General features: G+C 64.4%; 9 protein-coding genes. 3 read left to right on the top strand and 6 right to left on the bottom strand.

The window, feature by feature from the left end; all coding sequences use genetic code 11:
* Window positions 1-98: 98 nt before the first annotated feature.
* Window positions 99-1,058, bottom strand: coding sequence for a threonine ammonia-lyase (locus EKO19_RS26290; RefSeq protein ID WP_217705595.1), 960 nt, complete (start codon window positions 1,056-1,058; stop codon window positions 99-101).
* A gap of 311 nt (window positions 1,059-1,369) precedes the next feature.
* On the opposite strand from EKO19_RS26290, the gene EKO19_RS26285 reads away from it, so the two are divergent.
* The 3 genes from EKO19_RS26285 to EKO19_RS26275 all read left to right on the top strand — a co-directional run bounded on the left by EKO19_RS26285 (window position 1,370) and on the right by EKO19_RS26275 (window position 9,144).
* The gene (locus EKO19_RS26285) at window positions 1,370-2,293 is read left to right on the top strand and encodes an ABC transporter substrate-binding protein (protein WP_157995445.1); all 924 of its coding nucleotides are present in this window, start codon (window positions 1,370-1,372) and stop codon (window positions 2,291-2,293) included.
* 10 nt (window positions 2,294-2,303) lie between these two features.
* The gene (locus EKO19_RS26280) at window positions 2,304-5,153 is read left to right on the top strand and encodes a hybrid sensor histidine kinase/response regulator (protein WP_129780099.1); all 2,850 of its coding nucleotides are present in this window, start codon (window positions 2,304-2,306) and stop codon (window positions 5,151-5,153) included.
* Window positions 5,154-5,286: 133 nt separating this feature from the next.
* On the top strand, window positions 5,287-9,144 hold the full coding sequence (locus tag EKO19_RS26275) for an ATP-binding protein (RefSeq protein ID WP_129780097.1): 3,858 nt from the start codon (window positions 5,287-5,289) through the stop codon (window positions 9,142-9,144).
* On the opposite strand, the gene EKO19_RS26270 is transcribed toward EKO19_RS26275, so the two are convergent.
* Genes EKO19_RS26270 through EKO19_RS26250 form a run of 5 tightly spaced genes read right to left on the bottom strand, consistent with a single transcriptional unit; the run spans window position 9,131 to window position 12,656 of the window.
* Entirely contained in the window at window positions 9,131-9,673 is a 543-nt protein-coding gene (locus tag EKO19_RS26270; protein ID WP_129780095.1) for a nitroreductase family protein, read from the bottom strand. The genes EKO19_RS26275 and EKO19_RS26270 overlap by 14 nt on opposite strands.
* Before the next feature lie 11 nt (window positions 9,674-9,684).
* Window positions 9,685-10,572 (bottom strand): MaoC family dehydratase, encoded by an 888-nt coding sequence (locus EKO19_RS26265; RefSeq protein WP_129780093.1) that lies wholly within the window; start codon window positions 10,570-10,572, stop codon window positions 9,685-9,687.
* 46 nt (window positions 10,573-10,618) lie between these two features.
* Window positions 10,619-11,698: a tetratricopeptide repeat protein gene (locus EKO19_RS26260; protein ID WP_129780091.1), complete on the bottom strand. Its 1,080-nt coding sequence runs from the start codon at window positions 11,696-11,698 to the stop codon at window positions 10,619-10,621.
* Window positions 11,695-12,126 carry a cytochrome c-type biogenesis protein gene (locus tag EKO19_RS26255; RefSeq protein WP_129780089.1) on the bottom strand — a complete coding sequence of 144 codons (432 nt, stop codon included), beginning with the start codon at window positions 12,124-12,126 and terminating at the stop codon, window positions 11,695-11,697. Before EKO19_RS26255 ends, EKO19_RS26260 begins: the two co-directional genes overlap by 4 nt.
* A complete protein-coding gene (locus EKO19_RS26250; RefSeq protein WP_217705594.1) occupies window positions 12,123-12,656 on the bottom strand; it encodes a DsbE family thiol:disulfide interchange protein in 534 nt (177 codons plus the stop codon). Before EKO19_RS26250 ends, EKO19_RS26255 begins: the two co-directional genes overlap by 4 nt.
* Window positions 12,657-12,661 lie beyond the last annotated feature (5 nt).

Raw genomic sequence — 12,661 nt, 5'->3', positions numbered from 1 at the left:
GCAGAGGAACTGGCCGGGTTACAAACAAGTCGTGCTGGATACCCGCGTGTATCGATGTGCATATTCCGGCGATGCTCCGCTGACCATCGAGGGGCCTGCTACGCTGTGGCCGGTGTCATCCAGGGCAACGACTCGAGATCCAGGTTGCCGCCGGTAAGAATGATGCCGACCCGGCGCCCCGGCACGTCGAGCTGGCCATCGACCAGCGCGCCGTAGGCCACTGCGCCCGACGGCTCGACGATGATCTTCAGCACTTCCCAGATCGCGCGCATCGCGTGGACGATCTCCTCTTCGGAGACCGTGACGATGCCATCGACGTGACGCTGGATTTCTTCGAACGTCAGCTCGCCCAGCGTGCCACGCAAGCCATCCGCGATCGTATTGGGCGAGGTACACGGAATGATCCTGCCCGCGGCGAGCGACTGCGCAGCGTCATCCGCCCCTTTGGGCTCGACGCCGAACACGTGGATCTCCGGGTTGATGCTCTTGATGGCCGCGGACACGCCGCTGATCAACCCGCCGCCGCCCACCGGGCACAGAACGTCGGTGAGATCCGGAACGTCCTCCAGCAACTCCAGCGCAAGCGTGCCCTGCCCGGCCATCACGCGCGGATCGTTGAACGGATGAATGAACACCGCACCGGTACGCTCGACCACGCTCTTCGCGTTGCTCTCCCTCGCGGCATAGGTCGGCTCGCACAGAATCACTTCGGCCCCGTAGCGACGTACCGAGGCCACCTTGGCCTGGGGACAGGTCGAGGGCATCACGATGTAGGCAGGAATGCCTCGCAACCTGGCCGCACGCGCCAGAGCGGCAGCGTGGTTGCCCGAGGAATGCGTCACCACGCCGCGCTTCGCTTCCTCATCGGAAAGCAAGGCGACCGCGTTGGTCGCGCCGCGCGCCTTGAAGGCACCGATCTTCTGCAGGTTCTCGCATTTGAAGAACAGCTGAGCGCCCGCCTTCTCATTGAGCGTGGCGCTGGTCATCACCGGCGTGCGATGGACTCGATCCCGGATGCGGGTCTGTGCGGCGCGGATATCGGCCAAGGTCAGAGTCATTCGCATCCCCAGGAAGGCGCGGTGTGGATGCGACGCATTATACGCCGATGCGACTGACGTGACCGAGCGCACAGTTTTGCTCCAGGTCCGTGACGTGGCCCGCGGTCGGGCCGTTGTCTGCTCAAGATTCCGTCAACGACGCCGCTGTTCGAGATGAGAAATCCCGGCAAACGGGGTCGACGGACGATCGGGTCGTGATCAGCAGGATGTTCCACGCCTTCAAGTCGCTTGTGACCGCCGGCCGCGCTCCGTTCGCGGCCGCGGCGGCGATGCTTGCTGCCTGCGTGCTGACGAGCTCTTGTGAGGCGCCAGTGTCCCCACAACCTGCCTCCTCCGCACCGATCCGCCTCGCCACCTATGTGTGGCCGGGCAGCTACTGGATCGACGTCGCGTGGGACAAGGGTTGGTTCGAGGACGCCGGTCTGAACGTCGAGCGCGTCGACGTGAATCTCAAGTACTTCGAGTCCATGGAAAAGGTGAACTCCGGCGAGCTGCAGGGCATGGGCTTCACCGAGTACGACCTGGTACGGCACGTGACCGCCGGCAACGATCTGGTCGGCATCATCGCCATCGACTATTCCGAAGCCGCCGAAGCGCTGATCGCCAGGCCCGGCATCCATCGCCTCCAGGATCTGCGCGGCAAGAAGATCGCCCTGCATCGAGGCACCTATCTGGAATATCTGCTGTCGGTGGTCGCCGAGCGCGATCATCTGAAGCTCGACGAGTTCGATCTCGTGGATATGAATGGCGATGACGCCATCAAAGCGTTCAACGCTGGCACCATCGACGCGTTACTGGTCTGGGAACCCTTTGTCACCGACGCCAAGGCAGCAGGCGGCCGGCAGATCTTTTCCGCCGCGGACTTTCCGGGCCTGACCTACTCGGTCTTCACGATGCGACGGGACTTCATCGAGCAGCATCCGCGTGAAGTGGAAGCGCTGGCGCACGTGTGGAAGCGCGCTGAGCGCTACATCCGTGAGCATCCGGATGCAGCCTGTGCGATCGTCGCGCGGCTGTCGAACGAACCCTTGCCGTACGTGCAAGGCCTGTTGAGCACCGACCGGACGCTCGGCCTCGCCGACAACAGCCGTGCATTTTCATACGCCGCGGGCTTTGAATCGTTGCATGGCTCGTGGCGCCGGATGAACGACTTCATGTTGAATCGCGGCCTGGTCACGCGCCGCGTCGACAGTCCGGCGCATCTGGATTCACGCTTCATCCGGGCGCTCGAGTGAGCAGACGACGATGACGCTCACCCGAAAAATCCTCACCGCCCTGTTGGGAATGACGGCGATATCGCTGGCGGTCGCGGTCGGCGCGCTGTATCCCATGATGAAGCTGCACACCGAGCAACTGGTGGCCGCCCGCTTTCAAGACAGCTTGGTCCCCACGGCCCGCGCAGTGGACAACCTGCTGCTCGATGCCGTGCGCGGCATGTCTCTGCTCGTCGACGATCCCATCATTCACAAAGACACGCGCGCCGAGATGATCGCGCGCCTGCAGAACTTCACCTATGTCTATCCCTACATGCGGCGGATTTATCTGACCAACCTGCAGGGCAAGGTGCTGGCGTCTTCCGATGCAACCGACATCGGTCACTCGGTATTCGACTTCACCGCCGGGCTGGGCGCGAATTTCGCGACTGTCGTGCAACGCGCCGCCGGCTCGGCGGAACTCGTGAGTCTCACGCACGAACGTGACGCTGACGATTCCGCGTTCTACCTCATGATCACGGTACGCGACGCCGACAATCACGTGGGCGGCGTGATGATCGCAGAGCTGCTGGACGCGCCATTCGAGGAGATGTTGCGCGATATCAGCAAACGAGCCTCGGCCGAGCGACAGGCCTACCTGATCGAGCTCGACGGCGACAAGCTGCTTGGCTCGCACGCCTCGAAAGACGACCAACCGCTGCGATCGGTGCTCCAGGCCGATCCGACCTTGCTGGAACGCATGGGCCGCGATGATGCCGGTTGGGCGCTCATCCCAAACACGGATGTGCCCATGCTCGTCGCCTTCACCCGCCTGCCGACGTACGGCGCCAATCGCGCGGGCGGCTGGCGCGTCGTCACCGTCGCCAACTATGCGGACGTGATCGCGCCGCTGCGAGGCATGTTCTTCCAGATCGCCGGGCTCGTCGCACTGGCGCTCGTCTTCTGCGCGGTCGCGGCCATCGTCATCGCCCGCCGCACGGCGCAGCCCATCGTCAATCTCACCCAGGTCGTGCGTCGAATCGCCGCGGGTGAGTCGTCGGCGCGGGCGGTGGTGACCGGTCGCGATGAGTCCACCGAGCTGGCGCGCGCGTTCAACGAAATGGCCGATACGCTTCAGAGCAAGACGATCGCGCTCGAAGCCGAGATGACGGAGCGAATCAAGCAAGCCGAAGAGTTGCGCCGGACCAGTGTGCTCGAAGCGGAGATCGCCGAGCGCGAGCGGCAGGCCGAGGTACTTCACCAGGCGCGTGTGACGGCCGAATCGGCGAGCCGCGCCAAGAGCGAGTTCCTCGCCAACATGAGCCACGAGATCCGCACGCCCATGAACGGCGTGCTCGGCTTCACCAACCTGCTGCTCGATACCGAGCTCGACAAGGATCAGCGCGAGCACGTGCAGATCATCCGCCACTCCGCCGAGTCGTTGCTCCACGTGATCAACGACATTCTGGATTTCTCCAAGGTCGAGGCCGGCAAGTTGCGCGTGGAGATGATTCCCTTCGATCTGGCGCGCGCCGCCGAGGAAGTCGCCGAACTGCTCGCGCATCAGGCGCATGCGAAAGGCCTGGAGATCGGCATCCGCGTCGCGCCCGACGTGCCGGCCATGCTCGAAGGCGATCCGGGCCGCGTGCGTCAGGTGTTGCTGAACCTCGTCGGCAACGCCATCAAGTTCACTCGCAGCGGACACGTGCTCATCGAAGTGGATCGCATCGTCGGTGCGACCGGTACCGGGTTCGTGCGCTGTGCAGTTACCGATACCGGCATCGGCATTGCGCCGGAAAAACAGCCGCTGCTGTTCCAGCAATTCTCACAAGCGGATTCCTCGACCACGCGTGAGTTCGGCGGCACGGGCCTGGGCCTGGTCATCGGCAAACGGCTGGTGGAATTGATGGGCGGTCAGATCGGCTTCAGCAGTGCGCTCGGTAAAGGCTCGCAATTCTGGTTCAGCCTGCCGGCGCCCGCGAGCAACACGCCGACGCTCGATTGGGGAGATGCCTCGTTCCTGTCGCGGCTTCGGATTCTCGTCGTCGATGACGACGCATTGAACCGTCGCCTGCTCAGCGAGCAGCTGCGACTGTGGGGCGTGGATCATGCGTGCGCCGAGACCGGACAGATCGCACTCTCGATGCTCCAGTCGGCACACAACGCGGGACGCGCCTATGACATCGCCCTGATCGACTTCATGATGCCGCAGATGGATGGCCTGGAGCTGGCGCTCCACATCAGGCGCCACGCGGATCTGAGCGACACCGCGATGATCATGCTCATCTCCAGCAGTCAGCGATCGGCTGCGGAGGCCTGCGTCGCCGCCGGATGCACGGTGCTGTTGACCAAGCCCGTCGTTCGACCCGCTCAGCTCCTCGATGCCCTGCGCTGCGCCTGGCCGGTCGATCAGCCCATGGCCGCCCCGGCAGTCGATGGCGATCTCACCGCCAAACTGCCGGCCATCGGCGAAGACGCGCCCGAGGAACAGAGCACTGCTCGCGTCCTCGTCGCCGAAGACAATGCCGTCAACCGGCTGCTGGTAAAGCGTATGTTCGACAAGCTGGGCTGCCGGATCGATCTGGCCTGCAATGGACGCGAGGCGGTGGAGATGGCGAGGCAATTGCACTACGACGTGATCTTCATGGACTGCTTCATGCCGGAGCTGGATGGTTACAGCGCCTCTCGCGAGATCCGCGCGCTCGAACCTGGCGGGCGACGCGTGCCGATCGTCGCGCTCACCGCGAACGCCATGGCCGACGATCGCGCCAGATGCATCGCCGCCGGCATGGACGATTTCCTCAGCAAGCCGGTGAGCCTGGAAGACATCCGCAAGGCGCTGCAACGCTGGGTTTACGACGGGCGCAGCACCCGGCCCACCGGCCACTCCTCGGCCGCGTAATCGGGTCCGCGTCGGCATCCTGCCGACCTCGAGGGTGCCAAAACGGCCCTCTTCTTGGGCCCTCGATGGAACCCAATAAGTACAATCGCTGTTGTGCAGGATCACTTACGCACAGGCGATACCTGGGACTCTGATGCCGCCGTCCGCCACCCCTCCCACCTTCAACAATGGCAGTGAACTGGGTCGCCTGGTGGCCGCCTTCGACTGGTCCAAAACGCCGCTGGGCCCCGTCGAGCATTGGCCGCAGAGCCTGCGAACCGCGGTCAATCTGGTGCTCGATTCCCGACATCCGATGTGGATGGGCTGGGGGCCCGAAGCAACCTTTCTTTACAACGACGCTTACGTTCAAGTGCTCGGCCCCGTGAAGCATCCAGGCGCGCTCGGCCTGCCCGCCGAGAAAGTGTGGGCCGAGATCTGGGACGTGTGCGGCCCGCTCGCCGACAAGGTGTTTCAGCATGGCGAGGCGAGCTTCGTCGACGACGTGCAGTTGTTCATGAGCCGCGGCGACTTCATCGAGGAAACGTATTACTCGTTCTCGTACAGCCCGATTCGCGACGAAACCGGCCGCGTCGCCGGCCTGTTCTGCCCGAGCGCCGAGACCACTCATAAGGTCCTCAACGCGCGTCGCCTGCGCACGCTGTCGGAGCTCGCGGCCAAAGCGCTGGTGGAGCGCTCGGTCGATACCGCCTGCGCGTCGGCGATCGACACGCTCGGCAAGAATCCGGAGGACGTGCCGTTCGCCCTGCTCTATTGGATCGACCCCGTGAATCGCCGGGCCGTGCTCAATCGCAGCGCTGGCGTGGTCGCGGACGATCACGAATGCGCGCCACCGGTGCTGGGTCTGGACGCCGGGAGCGCGATGTGGCCGGTGCAGGAAGTGGTGGAGACCTGTCAGCCTCGCGCCATCCATATCGAACCCTGCAAATCGCTGCCGCTCGGGCCGGCCGGACGCCCCATCGTCGAGGCGATGCTGGTGCCGGTCATGTCGGGCGGCCAGGATCAGCCGACCGCGGTGCTGATCGGCGGCGTGAACCCCACGCGCCGGCTCGATGAGGAATACCTCACCTTCTTCAACCTGATCGCCAGCCACGTCGCCACCGCGATTCACAATGCCCGCGCGGTCGAAGAGGAACGCGAGCGATTGGAAAAACTGGCGGAGCTGGATCGCGCCAAGACCACGTTCTTCTCCAACGTCAGCCATGAGTTCCGCACACCGCTCACGCTGATGATGGGCCCGCTGGAAGACGCGATCGCCGATGCGGACGCCTCGCTGCCGATGGCGCAGAAGGAACGTCTGCATACCGCGCATCGCAACTCGCTGCGACTGTTGCGGCTGGTGAATACGCTGCTGGATTTCTCGCGCATCGAAGCGGGCCGCACCAAGGCCAGGTTCCAGCCCACCGATCTTGCGATGTTGACTGCCGAGCTCGCTTCCACGTTCCGCTCGGCGCTCGCTCGCGCCTCGCTCGAGCTCGTCGTCGACTGCTCGCCCCTGCCCGAGCCGGTGTTCGTCGATCGGGAGATGTGGGAAAAGATCGTCTTGAACCTGCTGTCCAATGCATTCAAGTTCACCTTCGCTGGTGGTGTTCGAGTGAGTCTGCGCGCCACCCCGCAGGGCGCGGAGCTGACCGTACGAGATACCGGCGTCGGCGTGCCACCCGAGGAACTGCCGAAGCTGTTCGAGCGGTTCCATCGCATCGAGGGACAGAAGAGTCGCACGCACGAGGGCAGCGGCATCGGCCTCGCCCTCATCCTGGAGCTGGTGCGCCTCCACCACGGCGTGATCCACGCGGAAAGCCGCGTGCACGAAGGCACGACCTTCACCGTCACCGTGCCTTTCGGCTCACAGCATCTGCCAGCCGATCAGATTTACGACGCGACCGCCGAGCGCACGGGCGAGCGCTCGCGGGCCTTCGTGCAGGAGGCGTTGACGTGGCTGTCGAATGACGGCCTGGGTCTGCAGGAATATCACGATGATGCCGCGGGCGATGATCTCGCGCAGGTCGAAGGCTCCCGACTGCTGCTCGCGGATGACAATGCCGACATGCGTCGCTACGTCTCGCGGCTGCTCAGTAAACATTTGCAGGTCGAAGCGGTGTCCGACGGTGCTGCCGCCCTCGCCGCCATTCGCGCCAGCCGGCCCGATCTGGTGCTGACGGACGTGATGATGCCCGAGCTCGACGGCTTCGGTTTGCTCAAAGCGATTCGCGACGATGCCGAGCTGCGCGATCTGCCGGTCATCATGCTCTCCGCGCGCGCTGGCGAAGAAGCTCGAATCGAGGGGCTGGATGCAGGCGCGGATGATTATCTCATCAAGCCTTTCTCGGCTCGCGAGCTGACCGCACGCGTGCACGCCAACCTCAAGCTCGCCCACGTGCGCCGGGAAAGCATGGCGGCGCTGGCGGAAAGCGAGCAGCGCTTCCGAAACATGGCGGAAAGCTCACCGGTGATGATGTGGATCACCGATGCCGACGGTCAGTGCATCTATCTGAACAAGAGCTGGTACGACTGTACCGGCCAGGCCGAGGCGGATGCCCTCGGGCTGGGCTGGACGAACGCGGTTCATCCCGACGATCGCGGGGCGGCCGCGCGCACCTTCGTCGACTCCAGCGCGGCTCGAAAGGAATTCCGCATGGAATATCGCCTGCGCCGGCGCGACGGCGAATACCGCTGGGCCATCGACGCCGCCTCCCCCCGCTTCACCGGCGAGGGCGAATTCCTGGGCTACATCGGCTCGGTGATCGACATTACCGAGCGCAAGCTGGCCGAAGAAGCCTTGCTGAATCTGAACGAGACACTCAAGCAACGCGTCGAGGCTGAAATCGAAGCGCGCGGCGACGCCGAGAAGGCGTTGCGCCAGGCACAGAAGATGGAATCGCTCGGCCAGCTCACCGGCGGCATCGCGCACGACTTCAACAACATGTTGAACGTCGTCATCGGTAACCTGGACATGCTGTTGCGACGACTGGCGCGCGGCGACTCGAATGTGCAGCGGTTTGCTTCGTTCGCATTGGATGGCGCCACGCGCGCCGCTCAGTTGACCGAGCGGCTGCTCGCCTTCGCCCGTCAGCAGCCGCTGCGGCCCGAACCGATCAATGCAAACAAACTGGTGGCGGGCATGTCAGATCTGTTGCATCGGACCCTCGGTGAGACCATTCGCACCGAGACCGTGCTCGCCGGCGGCCTGTGGCGGCTGCACACCGACGCCAATCAGCTGGAGAGCGCGATCCTGAATCTCGCGGTCAACGCCCGCGATGCGATGCCCAACGGCGGCAAGCTCACCGTCGAAACCGGCAATGCGCATCTCGATGACATCTACGCCGCTCAACACGCCGGCGTGCCACAAGGTCAGTACGTGATGATCGCGGTCTCCGACACCGGCTGCGGCATGTCCGCCGACGTGATCCAAAAGGCGTTCGATCCGTTCTTCACCACCAAGTCCGTCGGCAAAGGCACGGGGCTGGGGCTGAGCCAGGTGCACGGCTTCGTGCATCAGTCCGGCGGACACGTGAAGATCTACAGCGAGATCGATCAAGGCACGACGGTGAAAATCTATCTGCCACGCTTCTATGGCCCGTCGGAGGAGATCCTGGCGAATGCCCGCTTCACACCGGCGCTATCCGGCGCCGGCACGACCATTCTGGTGGTCGAAGATGAGGAAAGCGTGCGCCACGTGAGCGTCGAGGCGCTCAACGAGCTGGGCTACAACGTGCTGGAAGCCAATGGCGCGGCGACGGCGCTACAACTGCTCGACCAGCATCCCGAGATCGGCATCATGTTCACCGACGTGGTGATGCCGGAGGTCAACGGCCGCATGCTGGCGGATGAAGCGCGCCAGCGGCGACCGAATCTGAAGGTGCTGTTTACGACCGGCTATACGCGCAACGCCATCGTCCACAACGGTGTGCTCGATCCCGGCGTGCATCTGATCGGCAAGCCGTTCAACCTGGAACAGCTCGCCCGCAAACTGGCCGAAATCAAAGACGAGTGATGTCCACCGGCGCTTCGACCAGCGGACCGGGCGACGCCACGGTGCCGAGATACACGATCGCCACGATGTGATCTTCCGGCGCGAGGCCACAAAGCGCTTTGACGCCCGCGTCGTACGCAGCCGCGCCCGTCTTCCACTGCGCGCCGAAGCCGAGGGCCTGCGCGGCCAGCAGCATGTTCTGTACCGCTGCGGCGGTGGCGCACACCTGCTCGATCTCGGGGATCTTGCCCTTGCCGATCTTCGCGCCCACCAGGATCACGACCGGCGCGCGCATGGCCTTGTTCTTCTCGGCATCAAGATGTTCTTGCGGCGAGCCCGGCACGCGCGTGCGCAGAGAATTCGCCATTGCATCGCCGAGCTTTTCGCGAGCCGCGCCCTCGAGCACGGTGAAGCGCCAGGGACGCAGGCGTCCATGATCGGGAGCACGCGTGCCGGCGCGAATGATCTGCTCCACCTGCGCGGCGCTCGGCGCCGGCGCGGCGAGCTTCAACGGCGACGTCCGCGACTGAATGCCTTCCAACAAATCCATCGTCTGTCCTCTCAGATCGTCCGCACTTGCATGGCCAGATGCAGCCGGTCGCCCTTCATCGTGCACATCGAAATGTCGGCGCCGCCCGGCACGGCCCAGGTCCGGGCCAGCGCCTGCGAAGGAATGTAGACCGGCAGCTTGAACTGCGTGTCGATCTGAATCCTCATGTTCGGAATGTGCGGCGCCGCCGCCGCCAGACACCGGCCCATGGACCACATGCCGTGCGCCACCGCCTGTTTGAAACCAAACATCTGCGCGGTACGCGCCGTCAGATGAATCGGATTGAAATCGCCGGACACGCGCGCGTAACGCCAGCCGGTGTTGTCCGCCACCTCGACCGGATCGGTGTGCGTGCCGGTCTCGGGATGATTCGAGCGCTCGATCACCGGCCGCTTGCTGCCCTCTTTCGGGCCCGACGTGCCGCGAGCAAACATCGTGCTGATCTCTTCCCACACCCGCACGCCGTTCTGCTCGTAGCTGGTGGTGAAGTCATACTCCTGGCCGAAATCCGTCAGGCGCATGGTGTCGAAGTGCACGCTCAGCCGCAGCGGCGCGCGCTCATCGACCGGCGCGAGCACGCGGATCGTATTGCGCAGATGGATCAGGCCCAGCACCTTCACCGGGAAATTCTTCACGACGAACAGCTGCATGTGAAGCGGCATCGCGAGCACGTGCAGATACGCCGGCGGCAATCCCGTCGTCGACGCAGGCACTGCGCACACGTCGCGATAGCTGCGCAGATGCGACGCTGACAGCACCACCTTGCGCGCTTCGAGCACGACCGGCTCGATCACCGTGCCTTCGGGGGCGCTGTACGGCTTCTTGCCGAGCAGCACACGCGCGTACGCAGGCACCATCGAAGGGCGGCGGGCAAAAGAAATCTTGGTCGGTGCTGACATCAATAAACGATCAGTGAGCGGGCTGAGTCAATGACGGTGGCGCGGCTCAAGGCACGACGCGGTCGATGATGATAGCCAACGGACCGCTGCTCTTGCCGAATTCATATTCGGCCTCGCCATAGTAGTCTCCGCTTTGCTGCTGAGGCGCGCCTGAGCGCGACAACCGTGCAACAACTACCACCTTCGGCACGGTGGCAATGGAGCGGGATGGAATCATCGCATCCCTTTCCGAGAGTGTCACATTCAGCGGCAGCGAATCGGAGCTGTGCCGCTGCACGGCAAGCGGCGGACCGCCCGCACTCGGGTCCCGCGCCAGGATGAAAAGCGGCAAGGTGCCACTGACCTGCGGGCGCAGTTGCGGTGACAAAGCGACGGATACTTGTATTGCACGCCCTGGGCCTGCGGCCGGCGCTGCGGAGGGTTGAGCAGCAGAGGCTCCACCTTCGCCCGAAGCTGCGAGCTGCTCGTCCAGGTCCTGGATCTGCCGAGCCAGCACGCCGCGGATTTCCTCGGGCGGATTCTGCGCCATCAGCATCTGCAGGCGGTCCCGCCCCAGACGCAGATTGCCCGAGCGCAATGCCGCCACGCCGCCGTACCACAGCGCCTTGGGATGATTCGGCGCCATCGTCAACGCCTGATCGAACAGCTGGCCGGCACGACCATTCAGCGAGGCCTCGTCGGTCAGCGCCAGCGCTTCACCGAGGCCGACCAGCACTTCGACGTTCTGGCCCTTCGACAGGTCATACGCCTGCTGAAACGCATCGGCCGCGCGCGGATAGCGGCCCATGGCCACATACGAGCGACCGAGCATGATCCAGCCATCCAGGTTGTCGGGATTCTGCTTGAGCTTCTCTTCCAGCCCGGTGACGGCCTGCTCCATGTTGGCCGCCTGCGTGGTCTCGACCTGCACGGCCTTCCAGTCCCAGTTGCTCAGACCGGCGTACATGACGATGGCGAGCACCGGCACCAGCAGCGCCACGGCGAGACCGGAGAAACGACGCTCGGAGCGATACGAGGCGAGCTCCGCCGAGTCGGCGGTCGACTTCGCCGAGCGCACCAGCGGCAACACCATCCACAACAGCGCCGCCACCAGCATGGCGACGCAGACGACGATAAAAGCGGTCACGTGTCACCCAGGCCGGGATCGGCGGGATCGGTGTCGGAAAGTTTGGACTTGCGCGAGATCACGATGGCCGCGGCGATGCCGCCACCGATGACCAGCAACGCCGGCGCCGCCCAGAGCAACCAGGTGCGAGGCGAAACCGGCGGCTTGTACAGCACATAGTCGCCGTATCGATCCGTCATGTACTTCATGATCTCCTGATCGCTCTTGCCGGCGGCCATCAGCTCACGCAGCTGCCGGCGCAGATCGGTGGCGAGTTGCGCGTTGGAATCGGCGATGGTCTCGCTCCGGCACACCAGACAGCGCAGCTCGCGCGACAGTCGCTCATAACGAGCCTGCTGCACCGGATCCTCGAACGCCGGCGCCTTGTCGATCGCGAAAGCCTGCAGGCCGCACAGCGCAAGCACCAGGGCCAAAAAAAACTGTTTCATGGCGAACCCGCCTTTGCCTGCGGCAGCAGCGGCACGAACTCCTGCTCCCAGATCTCCACCGTCAGCGGCGCGATGTGTTTCTTGATCACTGTACCGTTCGCGCCGACCAGAAAGGTTTCCGGCGCGCCGTACACGCCCCAGTCGATGGCGGCGCGGCCCTCGCCGTCGAATGCGGTCACGGCGTAGGGATTGCCGAGTTGCTGCAGCCAGCCCAGCGCCGCTTCCCGATCGTCGTTCCAGTTCAGACCGACGATGGGCACTTCGCCCCGACGCGCGATCTCGAGCAACGCACCGTGCTCCTGACGGCAACCCACGCACCAGGTGCCCCAGACATTCAGCACATAGGGCTTGCCGGCAAGCTCGGCGTTCGAAAAGGTTTTCGCCGGATCTTCCAGGCGCGTCAGCTCGAAGACCGGCGCGCTCTTGCCGATCAACGGCGACGGCAGCGTCTGTTTGTCGCGGCCCAGACCGAAATACAGAAAGCCGACCAGCGCCGCGAACAGTCCGATGGGAACGAGATATTTAAGCATTCGGT

Source organism: Peristeroidobacter soli, from assembly GCF_004138485.1.
GTDB lineage: Bacteria > Pseudomonadota > Gammaproteobacteria > Steroidobacterales > Steroidobacteraceae > Steroidobacter > Steroidobacter soli.
The sequence above is the reverse complement of the archived record's forward strand: the minus strand, read 5'-3'. Positions and strand labels throughout refer to the sequence as shown.